Source organism: Aeromicrobium sp. Leaf289, assembly GCF_001423335.1.
Taxonomy (GTDB): domain Bacteria; phylum Actinomycetota; class Actinomycetes; order Propionibacteriales; family Nocardioidaceae; genus Aeromicrobium.
The window spans coordinates 803771-823848 of the sequence record NZ_LMNK01000002.1 but is presented as its reverse complement, the minus strand read 5'-3'; the positions used below and the strand labels follow the sequence as shown (position 1 = coordinate 823848).

The 20078-nt window shown below is 71.1% G+C and carries 16 protein-coding genes; all 16 read right to left on the bottom strand.

Annotation, left to right across the window (positions count from 1 at the left end):
• Nucleotides 1–1170 (bottom strand): sugar ABC transporter substrate-binding protein, encoded by a 1170-nt coding sequence (locus ASF37_RS07910; RefSeq protein WP_055963366.1) that lies wholly within the window; start codon nucleotides 1168–1170, stop codon nucleotides 1–3.
• Nucleotides 1171–1402: 232 nt separating this feature from the next.
• On the bottom strand, nucleotides 1403–2635 hold the full coding sequence (locus tag ASF37_RS07905; RefSeq protein ID WP_082495444.1) for an XdhC family protein: 1233 nt from the start codon (nucleotides 2633–2635) through the stop codon (nucleotides 1403–1405).
• Nucleotides 2636–2639: 4 nt separating this feature from the next.
• A complete protein-coding gene (locus ASF37_RS07900) occupies nucleotides 2640–3398 on the bottom strand; it encodes an SDR family NAD(P)-dependent oxidoreductase (RefSeq protein WP_200931193.1) in 759 nt (252 codons plus the stop codon).
• Between the two features lie 2 nt (nucleotides 3399–3400).
• Nucleotides 3401–3820, bottom strand: coding sequence for an Ohr family peroxiredoxin (locus ASF37_RS07895; RefSeq protein WP_055963360.1), 420 nt, complete (start codon nucleotides 3818–3820; stop codon nucleotides 3401–3403).
• A 31-nt stretch (nucleotides 3821–3851) separates the two neighbouring features.
• Complete coding sequence (locus tag ASF37_RS07890; RefSeq protein ID WP_055963356.1) at nucleotides 3852–5882, bottom strand: FAD-dependent oxidoreductase; 2031 nt, start codon at nucleotides 5880–5882, stop codon at nucleotides 3852–3854.
• Nucleotides 5883–5919: 37 nt separating this feature from the next.
• Nucleotides 5920–6861: a 3-hydroxyacyl-CoA dehydrogenase family protein gene (locus ASF37_RS07885; RefSeq protein WP_082480327.1), complete on the bottom strand. Its 942-nt coding sequence runs from the start codon at nucleotides 6859–6861 to the stop codon at nucleotides 5920–5922.
• A gap of 68 nt (nucleotides 6862–6929) precedes the next feature.
• Nucleotides 6930–7715 (bottom strand): SDR family NAD(P)-dependent oxidoreductase, encoded by a 786-nt coding sequence (locus ASF37_RS07880; protein WP_055963353.1) that lies wholly within the window; start codon nucleotides 7713–7715, stop codon nucleotides 6930–6932.
• Between the two features lie 24 nt (nucleotides 7716–7739).
• Nucleotides 7740–8780 (bottom strand): ABC transporter permease, encoded by a 1041-nt coding sequence (locus tag ASF37_RS07875; RefSeq protein WP_055963350.1) that lies wholly within the window; start codon nucleotides 8778–8780, stop codon nucleotides 7740–7742.
• On the bottom strand, nucleotides 8777–10357 hold the full coding sequence (locus ASF37_RS07870) for a sugar ABC transporter ATP-binding protein (RefSeq protein ID WP_082506444.1): 1581 nt from the start codon (nucleotides 10355–10357) through the stop codon (nucleotides 8777–8779). The genes ASF37_RS07875 and ASF37_RS07870 overlap by 4 nt, the downstream gene beginning before the upstream one ends.
• Nucleotides 10358–10362: 5 nt before the next feature.
• Nucleotides 10363–11547, bottom strand: coding sequence for a sugar ABC transporter substrate-binding protein (locus ASF37_RS07865; RefSeq protein WP_055963343.1), 1185 nt, complete (start codon nucleotides 11545–11547; stop codon nucleotides 10363–10365).
• Between the two features lie 296 nt (nucleotides 11548–11843).
• Nucleotides 11844–13160 (bottom strand): histidinol dehydrogenase, encoded by a 1317-nt coding sequence (gene hisD, locus ASF37_RS07860; protein WP_056556312.1) that lies wholly within the window; start codon nucleotides 13158–13160, stop codon nucleotides 11844–11846.
• 61 nt (nucleotides 13161–13221) lie between these two features.
• Nucleotides 13222–13854 (bottom strand): isochorismatase family protein, encoded by a 633-nt coding sequence (locus ASF37_RS07855; protein WP_055963337.1) that lies wholly within the window; start codon nucleotides 13852–13854, stop codon nucleotides 13222–13224.
• The gene (locus ASF37_RS07850; RefSeq protein WP_082480331.1) at nucleotides 13851–15656 is read right to left on the bottom strand and encodes a hydantoinase B/oxoprolinase family protein; all 1806 of its coding nucleotides are present in this window, start codon (nucleotides 15654–15656) and stop codon (nucleotides 13851–13853) included. The genes ASF37_RS07855 and ASF37_RS07850 overlap by 4 nt, the downstream gene beginning before the upstream one ends.
• Nucleotides 15653–17716 carry a hydantoinase/oxoprolinase family protein gene (locus ASF37_RS07845; protein WP_055963334.1) on the bottom strand — a complete coding sequence of 688 codons (2064 nt, stop codon included), beginning with the start codon at nucleotides 17714–17716 and terminating at the stop codon, nucleotides 15653–15655. Before ASF37_RS07845 ends, ASF37_RS07850 begins: the two co-directional genes overlap by 4 nt.
• A 40-nt stretch (nucleotides 17717–17756) precedes the next feature.
• A complete protein-coding gene (gene leuC / locus ASF37_RS07840; RefSeq protein WP_056579794.1) occupies nucleotides 17757–19169 on the bottom strand; it encodes a 3-isopropylmalate dehydratase large subunit in 1413 nt (470 codons plus the stop codon).
• Nucleotides 19169–19972: an SDR family NAD(P)-dependent oxidoreductase gene (locus ASF37_RS07835; RefSeq protein ID WP_056556314.1), complete on the bottom strand. Its 804-nt coding sequence runs from the start codon at nucleotides 19970–19972 to the stop codon at nucleotides 19169–19171. Before ASF37_RS07835 ends, leuC begins: the two co-directional genes overlap by 1 nt.
• Nucleotides 19973–20078 lie beyond the last annotated feature (106 nt).

The window sequence follows — 20078 nt, the reverse complement described above, 5'->3', positions numbered from 1 at the left end:
CTACTTGACCCCCCACAGCTCGAGGTAGCCGTCCTTGAAGGTGTCGCCGTAGCCCTGGGTGGGCTTCGGCGGCGTGCCCGCCTCGTCGATGTTCGACGAGTCCCAGACGCGGACGGGCGTGTCCATCTCGGTCGCGTCGTCGGCGTCGCCGTTCACGAGCACGCGCAGCGCCCGGTCGATCGTGGACCACCCGGTCCACTCCAGGTTCTCGCCCATGGTGGAGGTGACGGTGCCGTCGGCGATTCCCGAGAGGGCGAAGCCCTGGCCGTTGAACCCCGTCAGCTTGACCTTGCCCTTGCGACCCGCGGCCTGGATGGCCGGGACGACGTTCGGCATGGCGCCGTCGTAGATCGTGATGACCCAGTTGATGCTCGGGTCCTTCAGGAGCGCGGTGCGCACCTCGCCCTGCAGCTTGGTGGCCCAGTCGACGATCGGGACGTTGAGGACCTCGTTTTCGCACGAGTCGCACACGGCGGCCAGCTCGTCCTGGATCATCTTGACCAGGCCGCGGCTCGCGGGCGCCTCGTTCGCGGTGACGATCAGCGCGTTCACGTCGGCGCCGTCCTCGGCGACCGTGTAGTCGGCCATGAGCTTGGCCCCCTGGACGAACGGTCCGGGCTGCACCGCGGTGAGTCCGGTGACGTTGGTCTTCGGGAGCGTGCCCTTCGGGAACTCGTCGTCGAGCGGCACGTGGTTGGCGATGACGGGGATGCCCGCCGCCTCGGCGGCCTTGATCTGTGGCTGCAGCTGCGACGGGGAGGGCGAGCCGTTGAGGACGATGAGGTCGGGCTTGGAGGAGATCGCCTTGTCGAAGCACTTCACCCAGCCGCCGACGGTGCCGTCGTTGTTGCAGTCGTCGACCTCGAGCCCGGCCTCCTTCGCCGCATCCTTGAGCCCGACGTTGATCTCCTGGACGAACGGGAGCATGGGGTAGTCGGGCACGAGCGCGATGCGCTTGCCGCGCGCCGCGCTCGCGTCGAAGGCGGGTCCGGGGGCGACGAACTCGGGCACGGCCTTCGCCTCGTCGATGGCGGCCTTCGCGGCGGCCTGGTCGGCGGTGCCGCCTCCGGCGCCGCCTTCGCTGCCGGAGCCCGAGCCGCAGGCGGCCACGAGCAGCAGGGACAGGGTGGCCGCACCGACGGCGGCTCCTCGGGGGGTGGGTCGTCGCATGAGATTCCTCGTTCTCTGGGGGGTGGGACGACCGGACCTCGCGCCCGTCGACCCCAGCGCGAGCCGAGCGACTCACCCTGATGACTACGTATGCAAGCCCATCTGTGCATACGTTGTCAATGCCTTGTCGGCAGGAGTTTCTCCGGAACTGAGGTCGCCACGGTCACCGGTCTGTTTCGCCGCGATGACGTCGCAGGTCAGATGCGGCGGAACCTCGCTCGGCCGTGCGTGGTCACGCGCCGGGGACGGCGGGCCGGAGGTGCCCGACGGCTGGTGTCGCCCGGCCGTGGATGGGCGTCTGCGCGCCGCGCAGGTGCTGCATCGAGGCACCGTGCCGAGAGGCCGTCACCTCGGCGGCGATCGCGAGCGCCGTCTCGGCGGGCGTCCGTCCACCCAGGTGCAGCCCGATGGGACTGTGCAGGCGCGCCACCCGCTCGGGCGGCACGCCCGCGTCCGCGAGCGACGCCACGCGACGATGATGGGTGCGCGCCGACCCCATGGCCCCGACGTAGCCCAGGTCGTCGCGCGTCAGGGCGAGGGTCAGCAGCGGGAGGTCGAACTTCTCGTCGTGCGTCAGCACGCACACCACGGTCCGCCCGTCGGTCCGTCCGGCCAGCACCTCCCGCTCGAGGTGGCGGTGGGGCCAGTCGACGACCACCTCGTCCGCCGAGGGGAACCGCTCGGAGGTGGCGAAGACGGCACGTGCGTCGCACACCGTCGTCCGGTACCCCAGCAGCCGCACCTGGTCGCACAACGCTGCGGCGAAGTCGACGGCGCCGTACACGAGCAGGCGCGGGGCCGCCTCCAGGACCGAGACGAACGCCTCGCGCCCGGGGCTGGTCGGATCGGGGCTGGTCGGATCGGGGCTGGTCGGGTCCGGGCTGGTCGGGTCCGGGCTGGTCGGGTCGGGGCTGGTCGGGTCGGGGCCGGTCGGGCCGTGGCCGAGCCGGACCAGGCCGCCGCCCGCTGACGCGGCGACCGAGACCCGGGCGAGGTCGTCCCCGTCCCAGCCGTCGACGCCGTCGAGCGCGACGTCCTCGAGCAGGATGCGCGGCGCGGGAGGTGCGCCGTCCGCGGGGGGCGCGGACACGATCGTCGTCGTGCGCCCGTCCCGGACGCTCGCCAGGACGGTCGTCCAGAGCGGTCGCTGGTCGACGTCCACCCGCTCGACGTGGACCTCGATGGTGCCGCCACAGGTCAGTCCCACCGCGATCGCGTCGTCGTCGCTCACGTCGAAGCGGCACCGGACCGGTTCACCGGTGTCCTGGACCTGCTCGGCGAGCTCGTAGGTCGCGCCCTCCACGCAGCCTCCGGAGATCGAGCCGACCACGCGACCGTCCAGCCGTCGCAGCATGGCGGCGCCCGCCGGCTGTGGCGCACTGCCCCACGTGCCGACGACCGTCGCCAGCACCACGGACCCGTCCTCGTCTAGGGCGCGGACCAGGTCGGGCAGCACGGCGCGCACGGCGTCAGCCCAGGTGGACCGTGAGGCCACCGTCGACGACGAGCGCCTGGCCCGTGACGTAGCGCGCGGCGTCGGAGGCGAGGAAGAGCACCACGTCGGCGACCTCGTCCGGCTCGCCGATCCGCCGCAGCGGGACGCTCGAGGCCGCCGCGTCGAGGGCCACGGCACCCGCGGAGTTGACCTCGTCGAGCGACTGGGCCGTCCGGATCATCCCCGGCGCGACGGCGTTGACCCGGATACCGTCGGGGCCGAGCTCGGACGCCAGGGCGCGCACCAGACCCACGAGACCGGCCTTGGAGGTGGAGTAGTGCGCGTGCTCGGCCCAGCCGTAGGCCACGCCGTGCACGGACGACATCGCGACCACGCTTCCCCCGCCGCGGGCTCGGAGCCCGGGCAGCGCGGCGCGCACGACGCGCATGGCTCCGGTGAGGTTCACGTCGAGGACGTGGGCCCACTCGGCGTCGGTCAGGTCGCCGAAGGGACGGCGGCGGGCGATGCCGGCGTTCGCGACGACGACGTCGAAGCCGTCGTCCGCCGTGGCCGCGATCCCGGCGACCACGTCGTCGAGCACCTCGACGTCCAGGTGCACGTACTCCGCCGAGAGGCCCTCGGCGACCAGCGCGGCCACCAGCTCGGACCCCTCCGCGTCGAGCACGTCGGCCACCACCACGTGGTCCCCGGCCTGGGCCAGGGACCTCACGCACGCCGCGCCGATCCCCAGCGACCCGCCGGTGACCAGGACCCTACGGCGGCGGCCCTCCACCACTACTCCGCCAGCCCGACGCTGACGATCGCGTCGCCGCGCAGCGCGTCGGAGAACGGGCACATCTGGTCGGCCTCGGCGACGTACTTCTCCGCGACGACGGGGTCGACGTCGGGGAGCTCGGCGGTCACCGCCACGTCGAGCCGGTAGCCCTCCGGGTAGCGGAAGATGCCGACCTGCGCCGAGACGACCGGCTCGACGTCCGTGACGTCGTGCTGGCCCAGCACCGCGCGGAGCGCCGTGTTGAAGCACGCGGCGTACCCGGCGGCGAGCAGCTGCTCGGGGTTGGTGCCGGGGCCGGAGTCGCCGCCCAGCTCCTTCGGTGCGGAGAGCTGGAGGTCGAGACGACCGTCGCTCGTGGCGACGGACCCGCCGCGGCCCGTGGTGGTGGTGGCCTCGGTGGAGTACAGGATCTTGGGCATGGCTGGTCCTTCGTGTCGGAGGTGAGGTGGATCAGATCTGACGACCGATGAGCTCACCCTCGTAGGTGAGCTCGGCGATCTTGCGCGGGGCGAGCGCGTCGCCCACGCGCTGGACGGTCTCGCCGAGGTCCACGAGCTCCTCGGCCAGGTCCGTGCGGGAGCGGCGGTGGATGGAGAGCACCAGCGTGCTCACGTCGGGGATCTCGACCGAGCGCCCGTTCCAGAGGTCGGACGTCACGACGCAGGCGCCGCTGACCGCGTCGAGCCGCCGCTGCGGGACGAACTCGACCCCGAGGTCGAGCAGGCGGGGCATCTTCCACGGCAGGCCGAGGTGGCGCTCCAGCTCCGCTCCGACGTACATCTGCGGGGTGACGATCGAGACGTGGGCCCCGGCCTCGGCCACGAGCTCGGCCAGGCCGAGCGGCAGGTACTGCCCGGACTCGTCCACGATCACCACGCGCGGACCGAGAGCACTGCCGCCGTGCTCGAGCACGCGGCGCACGGCCTCGTCGATGGCGAGGACGTGGGGGGCGTCGATGCCGGGCACCTCGTCGACCTGGGGCGTCCAGGGACTCACTCCCCGGGTGTCGTAGTACGAGCCGACCGCCAGGAAGACGCGGTCGGCCCCGAAGGACCGGACGAAGTCGGCGTCGGCGCGTGTCCCGAGCCGGATCTCGACACCGGCGTTCTGCGCCGCGCGCACCAGGTCGTCCGCAGCGACGGCCCAGCCGGGCTGCTGCGGCATCGAGGACAGGAGGTTCAGGTGACCGCCCAGCTCGTCGCGCTCCTCCACGAGGGTCACGCGATGGCCCCGCGTGGCGGCGACCGAGGCCAGCTTGAGGCCGGAGGGGCCCCCGCCCACGACCAGCACGCTCTTCGCGTCCTCGGGCGCGACCCTGTCGGTGGTGCCCCAGCGCGCCTCGCGGCCGGTGACCGGGTTCATCATGCAGATGACCTCGGTCTCGTCGAACAACCGCCCGATGCACTCGTTGACGCTCGTGCAGCGGATGATCTCGTGCTCACGCCCCTCGAGGGTCTTGCGGACGATCTGCGGGTCGGCCAGCTGCGCCCGGCCCATGGCGACGACGTCGGCGGCGCCCGAGGCGATGACCTCCTCGGCCAGGTGGAGGTCCTTGATCTTGCCCACGGCGATGACAGCGGCCCGGTCGGACACGATCTCCTTGGCGCGTCGCGCGAACGGCACGAGGTGGCCGTCGTCCTCCTGCATGGGCGCCGTCCCGCGGTGAAGCGTGTGGTAGCTGCCCGCCGAGATGCTGAAGTAGTCGAACAGCCCGGTCGAGGCGAACAGGCGCACGTGCTCGTCGGCCTCGTCGGGCGTGATGCCGACGCCGTCGACGAACTCGTCGTAGGACAGGCGGATGCCGAGCGCCAGGTCGTCGCCGACCTCGGCGCGGATGCCCCGGGCGATGTCGAGGATGATCCGGGCCCGGTTCTCCAACGAGCCGCCGTACCGGTCGGTGCGCTTGTTGTAGATCGAGCTCAGGAACTGGCACAGCAGGTAGCCGTGCGCGGCGTGCAGCTCCACCCCGTCGAGGCCGCCGTCGCGCACGTTGCGCGCCGACCGGACGAAGCCGGCGACGATCTCGTCGATCTCGCGCTGGCCCATCACCGACGGCACCTCGTTGTGCACGATCGACGGGATGTCCGAGACGCCCCACAGCGGGTGCCACTCGTCGAGCAGCATCATGCCCTTGTCGTGGGTACCGGGCCCGAAGAGCTCGACCGCACCCATCGCGCCGTGCTCGTGCACGATGTCGGCCATCTTCTGGAACTGCGGCACGGAGTGCATCTCCCACGCCGAGCACGGGTGGTGGAAGGAGCCCTTGGCGATGGGGTAGGCCGCGTGCTGCTCGGTGACGATCATGGCGGCGCCGCCCTCGACCAGCCGGCGGTAGTGGTCCAGGTGGCGCTGGCTCAGCACGCCGTCCTCGCCCCAGTTGAGCACCCGCGGGGGCACGATGATGCGGTTCTTGAGCCGCAGCGGGCCGATCTGCATCGGCTGCCAGACCCGGCTCAGCGTGGTGGTGGCGTTCGTCGTCATCGTCGGTCCTCTCGTCGCGGGTCGGGCTGGTCGGTGCTCACGAGTCCGACAGCAGGTCGTTCATGCGGGCGTAGGCGTCGTCGCGCGCCGCCACGAGCGTCTCGCCCTCGTCGGGTGCGTAGGCGCGGAAGCCGCGGCCCGTCTTCAGCCCGTAGTGGCCCTGGTCGGTGAGCGCCACCAGCGAGTCCGGGGCGGCGAAGCGGTCCCCGAAGCCCTGCTGGAGGGTCGCGAAGATGCTGCGGTACACGTCCAGGCCCGCCATGTCGGCGATCGCGAACGGTCCGAAGAACGGCAGCCTGAACCCGAAGGAGGTCGAGACGACCGTGTCCAGGTCGGCGGCGGTGACCAGTCCCTCCTCGACGCACTTCACGGCCTCGAGGAAGAGCGCCATCTGCAGCCGGTTGGCGATGAAGCCAGGCGAGCTGCGCACGGTGGCCGGACGCTTGCCCGCGGCGGTCAGCCAGGCGGAGACCCGCTCGACGACGGCCGGGTCGGTCGCCTCGCCGGCGATGACCTCGACGCCGGGGATGACGTCGGCGGGGTTGAAGAAGTGCATGCCGAGGAACCGCTCGGGTCGCAGGCAGTCCTCGGCGAGCTCGTCGATCGGGAACGACGACGTGTTGGTGGCGATGATGCAGTGCGCGGGCGCATGCTCCGACACCGTCCGCAGGACCGAGGCCTTGATCGCGCGGTCCTCGGCGACGACCTCGACCACGAGGCCTGCGCCCTGCACGAGCTCCTCGAGAGTGGCGACGTCGGTGGCACGCACCCGCCCGTCGTCGCCCCGCAGCTCGTCGGCGGAGAGGGAGTCCACCCATCGTGCGGCCACGCCGGGCAGGTGGTCGTGGATGCGCACGTCGTGCCCGGCACGCAGGAACAGCCCGGCGATGCCGCGACCCATGGTCCCCGCGCCCACGACCGCCACGGTCGTGACGTCGTCGCTGATGGCCTGGGTCGTGGCCTCGGTCGTCTCGGTCATGGTCTCTCCGTCAATGATTCGTATACGTAGTCATGAAGTTCGGTCGGCGTGTGGCGCGCCGCGCTCGGTCAGCGCCAGGCGGTCTGTCCGCCGTCGACGACGAAGCAGGCGCCCGTCGTCCACGCAGAGGCGTCGGAGGCCAGGAAGCACACGGCCTCCGCGACCTCGGCAGGCAGGCCGAACCGCTTCAGCACGTAGGTGTCGAGGGCGTCGGCCCGCGCAGCCGCCGGGTCGGCGGTGGAGGCGAGGATCCGGTCGGTCATGGCAGTCTCGATGGCGCCGGGCGCCACCGCGTTGCAGCGGATGCCACGCTCCGCCAGGTCGACCGCGGTGCTCCGCGTCAGCTGGACCAGACCGGCCTTGCTGGTCGTGTAGGCCGGGCTGGCCGCTGCACCCACGAGGCCCAGCTGCGAAGCCACGTTCACGATGCTGCCACCGTTCGGCATGCTCGAGGCGAGCTCGCGGGTCAGCAGGAAGGGCGCGGTCAGGTTGATCGCCATCACCAGGTTCCACAGGTCGAGCGACATCACGTCGACGGCGGTGTCGGCGGCGAGCACGCGTTCGTGCACCCCGGCAGCGTTGACCAGCACGTCGATCTCCCCGGCCCGGTCGACGGCTTCGCTCGCCAGCTGGACGACGGCGTCCGCCTCGCCCAGGTCGGCGGCCAGGACGACGGTCGCGGCGCCGGCGGCCTCGACCTGCGAGGCCACCGCCGACAGCTCGGCTCCCGGGCGGTCGGCCAGGAGGACGGACGCGGCACCGGCACCGGCCGCGGCGATCGCGACGGCGGCACCGATGCCGCCCGCGGCCCCGGTGACCAGGACGCGACGTCCGGTGAGTGAGGCGTCACTCATCGGCGCACCACATCGCCTCGGACCTCACGCCGCCACCTTCTTGCGCTTGCGGCGGCGCTCGGGGATCTTCGCCAGAGCGACTGCGAGGATGAGAGCCCCGCCGTAGAACAGCTGCTGGACGTAGGAGGCGGCGCCGAGGATCTGCAGACCGGTGATGCCACTGACGAGGAAGAACACCGCGATGAACGTGCCGACGGGGTTGAACCGACCCGGCTGCACGGCGGTCGATCCGAGGAAGCACGCCGCGAAGGCGGGCAGGAGGAAGCCGAGTCCCGACGTCGGGTCGGCGGCTCCCTGGCTGCCGGTGTAGATGATGCCGGCAAAGGACGCGATGACTGCGGCCCCGACCATCGCACCCCACTGGATGCGCGCCACCGGCACCCCGCTGAGGCGCGAGACCTCGGCGTTGCGGCCCACGAACAGCATGCGGCGACCGAGCGCGGTGAACACGAACAGGTAGGCCAGGAGGAGCGTCAGGACGACGCCGTACCAGAACCCCAGCGCGATGCCCGCGAAGCGGTAGTTCGCCGAGAGGTTGATGAGGGTCGAGCTGACACCCGAGTACGTCTGACCGTTGGAGATCGCCAACGCGAGGCCCTGGAGCACCGTGGCGATGCCGAGGGTCGCGATGAGGGAGTCGATGCCGAGCCCGACGATCAGGAAGCCGTTCACCATGCCGATGACGACGCCGACCGCCAGAACCACGAGGACCGCGACCCCGAGCGACAGTCCGGCCTCGACCTGCAGCACGGCGAGCAGCACGGAGGAGAACGCGAGGTTCGCCGCGACCGACAGGTCGAGGTTGCCCGTGACGAGCGGCAGCAGCAGTCCCAGCGCAAGCAGCAGGAGGACCGCCTGCGACCCGAAGATCGTCTGGAAGTTCGCCGCGCTCAGGTAGATGTCGGGACGTAGCGCACCGAACACCACGATGACGACCACCCAGGCGATGAGCAGCGCCCAGCGCTGTCCGAGGTCGCGCCAGCGCGGCCCGCCTCTCCGGGCGGCCGGCGGCGATGCCTCCGCCTGCTGGTCGGCCTTCTTCTTCTCCTCGGCCAGTGCGCTCATGCGGGTGTCCCCTCGTGCTGGTGCTGCGGTTCGGTGATGGTCGCGGTGTTGTAGACCTGCTCGACCAGGTGGTCCTTCTCGATGGCGTCGCCGCTCAGCTCCGCAGCGATCCTGCCGCGGGCGACCACCACCACGCGGTCGCAGATCCGGGCGAGCTGCTCGCAGTCGGAGCTGGCGCAGACCACGGCGGTGCGGCGCTCGCGAGCCGCGTCGAGCGCCGCGAAGATCTGCTCGCGAGCGCCCACGTCGACACCCTGCGTCGGCTCGTGCAGCAGGAGCACGTCGGGTTCGGTGGTGAGCCACTTCGCCATGAGGGCCTTCTGCTGGTTGCCGCCGCTGAGCGAGCCGTACATCGCGTCGGGCCTCGCGGGCCGGACGTCGTACTCCTCGATGAGGCGCACGCCGTCACGTCGAAGCGCGTCGCGACGCAACATCCAGGGACGGTGTCGGTCGATCGCCTGCATGGTGATGTTGTCCGCCAGCGTGAGGTCGCCGACTGCACCCTCGCGCTTGCGATCGCCCGGCACGAACGCCATCCCGGCCGAGAGCGCGGCCCGAGGGTCGAAGGACGACAGGTCGTGGTCGACGCCGCCCGCGCGCACGGTCCCCTCGGCGTCGGACAGCGCGCCGAACAAGGCGTACGGCACGTGCTCGAAGCCGGAACCGTTCAGGCCCGTCACGCCGAGCACCTCACCCTCGCGGACCTCGATGTCGATGCCGTCGAGCAGCGAGGTGCGCACGGACCTCGCGCCGAGGACCACGTCGCCGCGGCCGTCGTGCGCGCGGAGCTGGCCCTGGTGGCGAGCCAGCTGCTGCCCGACGATCATCGTGACGAGCTCCTCGTCGCTCACCTCGGCCGTGACGGCCGTGCCGGCGATGGCACCGTCCCGCAGGACGGTGACGTGCGACGTCAGCTCGCGGACCTCGTCGATGTCGTGAGAGACGAACAGGACGCTCGTCCCCTTCGACGCGACGCTGCGCACGAGCGCGAACAGGCGCTCGACGCCCTCGCGCGGCAGGAAGACGGTCGGCTCGTCGAGGACGAGCAGCCCGCGCCGGTCGCTCTCCTGGATGTGGTGGACCGCGCGGACGATGGCGAGCAGCGCCCGGTCCGTCGGCTCGAGCGAGGCCACCGAGGCCCGTGTGTCGACGTGCAGTCCGTGGCGCTCCAGCACCTCCTGCACCCGGGCCCGGTCCCGACGCCACCGCAGGTAGTACGAGCCCGAGCGGGCCGTCTGCGGCAGGAGGAAGTTGTCGAGGACGGTCATCTCCTCGATGAGGCCCAGGTCCTGGTGCACGAAGCTGAACCCGACGGCGGCGAAGTCCACGAGCGGGAGGCCCTGGGGGTCACCCTCGACGAGGACCTCGCCACCGTCCGGGTCGTAGGTTCCGCTCAGGACCTTGATGAGCGTCGACTTGCCCGAGCCGTTCTGGCCGAGCAGGCCGTGGATCTCCCCGTGTGCGATGGAGAGATCCACGCCCTTGAGCACCTGCACGCCGACGAACGACTTGGTGATGCCGCGGAGGACGACGTTCGCCTCGACGTCCGTGTGACCGAGCTGCACAGGTGCTCCCATCTCGATCAGCTCCCGGTCTGCCAGAGGTTCTCGTAACCCTCGACGTAGGCGTCGCCGTAGCCGTCCTCGTTGTTCGGCGGCGTGCCGGTCTCGTCGACGTTGGAGTCGTCGATGATGCGCAGCGGCGTCTTCTGGTCGCCGCCCTCGGTGGGCTCGACGCCCGAGAGGATGCGGAACGACTGGTCGACGACCGACCACGCGAGCCAGTTGATGCTCTCACCGACGTCCGCGGCGAGGATGTCGCCGTCCTGGATCTGCTTCACGTTGGCCGGAGTTCCGTTGTAGGCGGTCATCTTGACCGATCCACCCTTGCCGGCGGCCTGGATCGCGGCGATCGCCGGGACCGTCTGGTCGTCGTAGCTGGCCATGACCCAGTCGGTGTCGGGGTTCTTCACCAGGTAGGACTGCACCTCGGGCTTGATGTTGGTGCCCCACTGGCCGACGGGCACGTCGATCACGCCGGGCTCGAGCTCGGGGCACAGCTCGGCGAACTCGTCCTTCATCCCCTTGAGGATGTGCTTGGACGCGAGGAGGTCGTTGGTGGTGATGATGAGTGGCTTCGCCTCGCAACCGGACTGCGCGACGACGTAGTCGGCCTGGAGCTGGCCCGAGCGGGCGAACGGCACCGTGGTGGTCGAGGCCAGCAGGTCCTTCACCGCGGCCGGGGGCTCCTCGCCGTCCTGGTAGGTGTGGGTGGCGATGACCGGGATGCCGGCGCGCTTGGCGCGCTGGAGCGCCGGGATGATCACCTCGGGGTTGATGCCGGAGTGCGCGATGATCAGGTCGGCCTTGACCTGGATGCCGTAGTCGATGCCCTTGGACCACTCCGTCGGCGTACCGCCGTTCTGGTAGTTGACCCACTTCACGCCGTACTTCTTCGCGACGCGCTCCATCTCCACGTCGACGGCCTTGACGTAGGGGATCTGCTCGGTGATCGGGACGTTGACGATCGTCTTGCCCTCGGCCTTCGTCACATCGAACGCCGGGGCGTCGAGGGTGAAGGTGGGGATGGCGGAGGCCTCGTCGACCTTGGCCTGCGCTGCCTTCTGGGCGTCGCTCTGCTCACCGCCGTCGGACGACGACGACGAGTCGGACGCCGTGCTGCACGCGGTCATCACGGCGGCGGACAGCAGCAGGGCCACGGCGGCACCACCGGTGCGACGCAGTCGGCCTGGAGTTCTTGGGGTCATGTCTCTCTCCTGATGGGGTGGGTCGACGTCGTCCGCGGCCGACGGCCGGGATGCGGCGTCCGTCCGGCCTGCACCGCGGGCGCGGCCGACCGTTCGTCCTTGGGCTCGTGGGCCCCCCGCCCTCGGGCTGCGGAGGAGGAGAGATGCCCGCCCGCTGGTGCGGCGAGACCACGGTGCAGCGACTCCGACATCTCTCCTCCTCTCTGCGATGTATACGTATACAACTCGGTGACGCAGACCCTGTCAAGGGTTTTTGTGCCCTGCATCACGAACGTGACGGCGACGTCACGTGAACGTCACACGACGGAGCGCGCCTCGGTGATCCAGTCCGGCTCGACACCGTTGTGGCCCGCCGCGCGGACGTCACCGGACCGTGCGTGACCTTCGAACAGCTCCACTCGCGCCGCGCGACCGCAGAGCTCGCCCAGCGCCGCGCTCGAGGCCGGATCGGTGACCTCTTGGTAGGTGACGGTCTTGAGGTACTTGCCCACCCACAGGCCGCCGGTGTAGCGCGCACTGCCCCGCGTCGGCAGGGTGTGGTTGGTGCCGATGACCTTGTCGCCGTAGGACACGCAGGTGCCCTCCCCGAGGAACAGCGCGCCGTAGTTGCGCATCTCGGTCAGGGCTCGACGCGGCTCCTGCGTCAACACCTGGACGTGCTCGCTCGCGAAGCGGTCGGCCAGCGCGTAGGCCTCGGTGAGGGAGTCGACGACGATGACCTCGCCGTGGTCCCGCCAGGCCGGTCCCGCGTTGTCGTTGGTCGACATCCCGGGCAGCAGGCGCTCGACGTGCGCGATGACCTCCTCGCCCAGCTCGCGGCTGGTGGTGATGAGCACGGCCGGCGAGTCCGGGCCGTGCTCGGCCTGGCTCAGGAGGTCGACGGCCACCACGAACGGGTTCGCGTGGTCGTCCGCGATGACCAGGATCTCCGTGGGCCCGGCGAAGAGGTCGATGCCGACCTCCCCGTAGAGCTGACGCTTGGCCTCGGCCACGTAGGCGTTGCCGGGACCGGCCAGCATGTCGACCTTGCCGATGGTCTCGGTGCCGATGGCCATCGCAGCCACGGCCTGGACGCCGCCGAGCAGGTAGATCTCGTCCGCGCCGGCGAGCGCCATCGCGGCGATCGTGGGAGCAGGCACCTCGCCACGGATCGGCGGCGTGCAGGCGGTGGTCCGCTCCACTCCGGCGACCTTGGCGGTCACGACGGTCATGTGCGCCGAGGCGAGCAGCGGGTAGCGACCACCTGGGACGTAGGCGCCTGCCGCCTCGACCGGGACGTGCTTCTGGCCGAGGAGGACGCCCGGCATGGTCTCGACCTCGAACTCCTTCATCGAGTCGAGCTGGTGCTGCGCGAACTCGCGGACGTTGGCCTGCACCGTCACGATGTCGTCGCGGACCTGCTGCGGGACCGAGGAGACGATGCGGTCGATCTCCTCGGCCGAGAGCCTGAAGCTCTCGGGCTCCCAGGAGTCGAACTTCGCCGACAGCTCACGCACGGCGGCGTCGCCGCGGGTGCGCACGTCCTCGATGATCGAGGCGACGGTCTGGGAGACGACGAGGTCGCGGGTGCCGGCCGACGCGTCGCTGCCGGTGGGCTTCTTGAGGTGTTCCATGGGGGTGCTCCGTTCGGTGAGCGGCGGGCGCCGCGGCGGGGTGGGAGGTGTCGGTTCGGGGCTAGGAGGTAGCGGCGAGCGAGCGCAGGTGCTCGAGGACCTCGTCGAGGCTGCGGACGTCGGCGTACTTGGCGTCGAGGTCGAACAGGGCCGCGTCGTGCGGGCCGGCCGCGCGGTCGCCGACCGCCTCCCGGACCACGATCGGCACGAAGCCCGACTGGATGGCGTCGAGGCTGCTCGCCCGGACGCAGCCGCTCGTGCTCAGGCCGGCGACGATGACGCTGTCGACGCCCATCTCCTCGAGCGTCTCCTTCAGGCCGGTCCCGAAGAACGCGCTGGCGAACTTCTTGCGGATGACGAGCTCGCCGTCACGCGGCGCGAGCTCGTCGCAGATCTCGCCCGCCTCGGTGTCGCCGACGAAGTTCTGCAGCGCACGCACCTTGCGGAAGAACGGGCCGCCCTCGGTGGGGTCCTCGTAGTGCACGACCGTGTACAGCACCGGCACGTCGGACTCCCTGGCCGTCTCGACGAGCGTCGTCGCGGCGGCCAGGGCGTCCTCCACCCCGGCGTAGAGGGGGTTGCCGGGGGTCAGGTAGGCCTTGACGAAGTCGACGACCAGGACGGCCGGCCGCTCACCGAAGCCCAGACGCTGGTTGAAGCCGGACTGGCGGTAGTCCTCGTCGAGCGCGTTCATGCGGAGGCTCCGTCCCGACCGGCGGACGAGGCGGCGACCTGCACCGGCGGCACGAGGCCGTCGGGGAGGGCGCCGAAGTCGAAGCCGAGCGCACCGGTCCGTGACGCGGCGAGCTCCTCGCGCAGCACCGCCGTCGCCTCCGGGTCGCCGGCGACGACGCCGTACTCGGCGCGGGCCGCTTCCTTCGACACGAGCCCGCGGGCGATGTCCTGCTCCACGGCGGCCACCGGCCGCTGCAGCGGATCTCCCCAGCCACCGGCTCCGGCGGTGCGGAAGACCAGGCGGTCGCCCGGCTCGACCTTGATGTTGTCGCGCTTGGAGGGCAGCTCCTCGCGGGTGCCGTCGGCGCGCACGATCAGCTTGGAGGAGCTCCCGCCGGCTCGTCCGCCGCCGATGCCCCACGGCTGCAGGGTCGCACGGTCGTCGTTGACGCCCACGAAGCCCGGGCGACGGAACAGGTACTCCCGCTCGATCCCGGCGCCGCCACGGTGGAGACCGGCTCCGCCGGAGTCGGTGACCGGCTCGTAGCGCATGGCGACCAGGGGGTAGTTCGTCTCCATGTACTCCGCCGGGGTGCTTCGGAACTCCGGCCACCAGGAGTGACCGTCGAGGCCGTCGCCGGCCTTGCGGCCGGGCAGCCCGCCGAACAGCAGCTCGGTCATCTGGAAGTACTCGCCGTCCTCGGCGTAGCCGGAGTAGACGAGGTGCGGGCTGGTGCCGTAGCCCGCGCCCATCGAGAGGTCGGGGGCCTTCTGGCCGAGCGCACCGGAGATGCAGTCGAACAGCCGGGTGTGGACGTTGAGCCGGTTGGACAGCGGGGCGGGGAAGTTCGGGTTGAGCAGCGAGCCCTCGGGCAGCGTGACCTCGAAGACGCTGTTGTAGCCGTCGTTGAAGAGGATGCTCGAGTCGAACGCCATGATCATGTAGACGCCGAAGAACAGCTTGCAGAGGTTCTCGTGGATGAGGAAGTTGATCGAGCCCGGAGCCTGCGGGTCGGTGCCCGTCCAGTCGAAGTAGGCCGTGTCGCCCTCGCGCCAGACCGTGAGCTGCAGCTTGAACGGACCGTTGCCCGCGCCGTCGTCGTCGACCCAGTCCCAGAAGACGACCTTCTCCTCGGGGACGTACTTGCGGATCAGCGTGATCATGGCGACGCGCGTGCGCTCGAGCAGCGCGTCGCAGGCCGCCGAGTAGGTCGGCTGGCCGTGACGGTCGCAGAGCTCGACGACGCGGCTCGCGGCACGCTGGCAGGCGCCGATCAGGCCCATGATGTCGCTGCGAACGATGTCGGGGACGCGCGTGTTGTTGAGGATCAGCGCAACGACCCCCTCGTTCAGCACGCCGCCCTCGACGATCTTGACCGGCGGGATGCGCAGGCCCTCGTCCCAGATGGAGTGCGAGTCGGCCGTCTGCGTGCCGGGCGAGGTGCCGCCGATGTCCAGCACGTGTCCGAACTGGCTCGCGTAGCCCACCAGGCGCTCGCCGTGGAAGATCGGGACGATCACGAGGATGTCGTTGGTGTGCGAGATCGAGCCGCGGCACAGGTACGGGTCGTTGAGGATGTAGGCATCACCCGGTGCGACCGTGTCGAAGCGCGCCACGACGTCGGGGATGTAGGAGCCGAACTGGCCCACGATCATCTGGCCGCGCTCGTTGGCGATCATCGGGAACTCGTCGTGCTGCTCGCGGATCGACGACGACATGGCCGAGCGCCGCAGCACCTCGTCCATCTCGATGCGGATGTTCTTGAGCGAGTTCTCGATCAGGTCGAGGGTGACCGGGTCGATGGCGGACGTCGTGGTCATCGGGACTCCTCGAGCAGCAGGTTGAAGAAGGTATCGACGCGCGCGCGGTGCCCGGGGAGCACCAGCACGGTCGAGTCGTACTGGGTGATGACGGCCTTGCCCTCGACGCACATGCCCGGCTGGAGCAGGGCGCGGTCGTAGATCGGCACGTCCTGCAGGGCACCGTCGACCCACGACGGCTGGCTGCCGACCCGCGCGGCGGACGCGTCGGGAGCGACCTCGGTGCCGGGCTCCAGGTCGACCTTCTCGGTGCGGCCGATGCCACGCGAACGGACCGTGACGACCTCGACGCTCGCCGGGAGCTCGAAGCCGTAGAGCCGGACGTGCTCCTCGTGGAAGCGGCGGGTCAGGTCGTCCAGCTCGAGGGTCGCGGCGGTGTCGGCGTCGATCTCGACGGTGATCTCGTACCCCTGGCGGCGATACCGCATGTCGAAGACGTAGCGGACGCTGCGGTCGGCGGCGGGGACGCCCTCCTCCTCGAGCCACGCGTCAGCGCGGCCGCCGAGCTCGGCGAGCGTCGCGCGCAGGGCCTGGACGTCGATCGACTCGACCGGCGAGAGGTAGGCCTGCGCGAACTCGTTCTGCACGTCGGCGACGACGAACCCGACTGCCGACAGCACGCCGGCCTCCGGCGGGATGATCACCGGGAAGCAGCCGAGCTCGGCGGCGAGCGCGTTGGCCTGCAGGCCCCCCGCGCCGCCGAAGGACAGCAGCGAGAACTCCCGCGGGTTGAGGCCGCGCTGCACCGTCACGGCGCGCAGCGCGCCGAGCATGTTGCCGTTGACGATGTCGATGACGGCCTGAGCCGCACTGTGCACGTCCACGCCCATCTCGGCGGCGAGCGGCTCGTGCGCCTTCATCGCGGCGTCGGCGTCGAGCGTCATGTCCCCGCCGAGCAGGGTGGTCGGCAGGTGGCCGAGCACCAGGTTGGCGTCGGTGACGGTCGGCAGCGTGCCGCCGCGGCCGTAGCAGGCCGGCCCCGGCTGGGCGCCCGCGCTCTCCGGACCCACGCGCAGGCCGCCGGTGACCTCGGAGACGTTCGCGATCGATCCGCCGCCGGCGCCGATCGTCTCGACGTTGATGGCGGGGGCGCGCACGGGGAAGGCCGCGACCTTGGTCTCGCGCGTCACCTCGGGCACGCCGCCCACGCAGACCGCGACGTCGGAGGACGTCCCGCCCATGTCGAAGGTGATGATCTTGTCGAACCCGGCGCGCTGGGCCACGTACGCGGCACCGTTGACGCCACCGGACGGTCCGGACAGCGCCGTCTGGATCGGGTGCTCCTGGGCGCCGCCGACCGACATGAGGCCGCCGTCGGAGCGGACGACCTGCAGGCTCGCGCTCACGGGGACGTCGCGCAGGGCCGTGTCGAGCGTCGACAGGTACCGCTGCATCACGGGGCCCAGGTAGGAGTTGAGCACGGTCGTGACCGCACGCTCGTACTCGCGGAACTCCGGGCTGACGTCGCTCGACAGCGAGACCGGGATGTCGACGCCGAGGTCGGCGAGCACCTTGCCGGCGATCTTCGCGACCTGCTCCTCGTGGGCCGGGTGGGCGTAGGCGTGCATCAGCGAGATGGTCAGGGCCTCGATGCCCTCGTCGACGAGCTCGCGCACCTTCTGCTGGACGTCGGCCTCGTCGAGCTCGAGGATCACCTCGCCGTCGGCGGTGATGCGCTCTTCGAGGGCACGCACTCGCTCGAAGGGGACCACGGGCTCCGGCGGGGCGTAGTTGAAGAAGCCGAAGAGCGGACCGGGCGTCCAGCTGTCGGCGAGGTGCAGGATGTTGCGCCAGCCGTGGCTCGTGAGCAGGCCGACCCGCGAGCCCTTGTCCTCGAGCAGCGCGTTGGTCGCGACGGTCGTGCCGTGCAGCACGGCGTCGAGCTGCTGCGGCTCCAGGCCCGCCTTCGCGCAGATCTCCTGGATGCCGCGGATGACGCCCTCGGCCTGGTTGCCCGGCGTCGACGGTGTCTTGGCGAGCCAGAACCGGGAGCTCTCGGAGTCGTGCAGGAAGAGGTCGGTGAAGGTGCCTCCGACGTCCACGCCGATGCGCAAGGTCATGTCTGTTCAGCTCCTGTGTCGTCCCGGTGGGGAGGGGTGGTCATGGTGCGGTCGACGAGGCGAGGACCTCGCGCACGTCGACGAGGTGTCCGTGGAGGGCCGCGGCGGCGGCCATGGTCGGGGAGACGAGGTGCGTGCGCCCTCCGGCGCCCTGACGACCCTCGAAGTTGCGGTTGGAGGTCGACGCGCACCGCTGGCCGGCCGACAGGCGGTCGTCGTTGATCCCGACGCACATCGAGCAACCGGGCGTGCGCCAGGAGAGCCCGGCGGCCTCGAAGACCTCGCCGAGGCCCTCCTCCTCGGCCTGGCGACGGACCGCCGCGGAGCCCGGGACGACCATCGCCTCGACGCCGGGGGCGACGTGACGACCGCGCAGCACGTCGGCCGCGGCGCGCAGGTCCTCGATGCGGCCGTTCGTGCACGAGCCGATGAACACCCGGTCGATCGCGACGTCCTGGAGCGCCTCGCCCCCCTGCAGTCCCATGTACTCCAGGGCGCGACGCGCGGCGTCGGGGTCGGGCTGATCGTCCGGCAGCGGCACGCGCGACGTGACGGGCACGCTCATGGCGGGCGTCGTGCCCCAGCTGACCATGGGCACGACGGAGGTGGCGTCGACGTGGCGCATCGCGTCGAAGGCCGCGTCGGGATCGCTGCGCAGTTCGGCCCAGGTGGCGACGAGCTCGTCGAGACCCTGGTCCATCGCCGCCACGAACGGGCGGTCGCGCAGGTAGGCGTACGTGGTCTCGTCCGGCGCGACCATGCCGATCCGACCACCCATCTCGATGGTCATGTTGCACAGGGTCATGCGACCCTCCATCGACAACCGGCTGACGGTGTCGCCGCGGTACTCGACCGCGTAGCCCGCGGCGCCGCCCGTGCCGAGCTCGTGCATCAGGGTCAGGGCCAGGTCCTTGGCGGTGATGCCGGGGCCGAGCTCGCCGCTCACCTCGACGAGGAGCGTGCGGGGCCGCTGCTGGGGGAGGCATTGGGTGGCGAGGACGTGGGCGATCTCCGAGGTCCCGATGCCGAACGCCAGGGCGCCGAACGCGCCGTGCGTGGAGGTGTGGCTGTCGCCGCAGACGATCGTCATCCCCGGCTGCGTGAGGCCCAGCTCTGGGCCGATCACGTGGACGATGCCCTGACGGGGGTCACCGACGCCGTACAGCGGGACGCCGAAGTCCTCGCAGTTCTGCGTCAGGGTCTCGACCTGCAGGCGTGCCGTGTCGTCGGCGAGCGCGAGCCCACGGCCCAGTGTCGGCACCGCGTGGTCGGCGGTCGCCAGGGTCAGGTCCGGGCGCCGCACCGGTCGGCCGTCGAGCCGCAGCTGGCTGAACGCCTGCGGGCTCGAGACCTCCTGCACGAGGTGCAGGTCGACGTAGAGCAGGTCGGCCTCACCCGGCGCGGACCGAACCACGTGCTGGTCCCAGACCTTGTCGAAGAGGGTGCCGGTCATCAGTACATCACCAGCCCGGAGGAGACGTTGACGTCCTCACCGGTGATCGCGGACGCCGCGTCGCTGGCGAGGAAGACGACGGTAGCCGCCACGTCCTCGGCGGTGGTGAACCGCTTGAGCGGGGTGCCGTCGAGCAGCTCCTCGCGGACGGTGGCCACGTCGGAGCCGAGCGCCGTCGCCTGGTTCTCGATGACCCACTCGAGCCGCTCGCCCGCGACGAACCCCGGCGAGACCACGTTCGCGCGGACGCCGTGCTCGCCGAGGTCGAGGGCGAGCGTCCGGCACAGACCGACCATCGCGAGCTTGGTGGCGGCGTACGGGGCCCGGTGCAGCAGTGGACGCTTCCCCGTCATGGAGCCGATCACCAGCACAACGCCCCGGCCGGCCTCGACCATGTGGGGCGTGGCCGCGCGGATCGACAGGAAGGTGCCGGTGAGGTTGACGTCGACGACGTCGTCCCACTGCTCGTCGGTGACCGACCACAGGGCCGCCGACGGACCACCGACGCCGCTGTTGCACACGAGCACGTCGAGCGCGCCGAAGGACTCGACGACCTGGGCGAAGGCGGGCGCGACCTGCTCACGCACGGACAGGTCGAGCGCGACGGCGAGTCCCTCGCCGCCACGGGCGACGATGTCGTCGACCGTGCCCTGCGCGTCCTCGACCCGGCGCGCCGTGACGGCGACACGCGCCCCGGCCTCGGCCGCCGCCAGGGCGATCTCGCGGCCGATGCCACGAGCGCCACCGGTGACCACCGCGACGCGACCCGCCAGAGGGGCGGTGTGCGGTTGGTCCTCACGCATGCGGTCTCCCGTCTCAGTGGGCGGCTGCCGCCCTGGATCCGGATCTTCCGGTCCTTCGCTCGGTGTCTGTATACGTATACAAGCATCGTGCTGCCGCGTCGTCAAC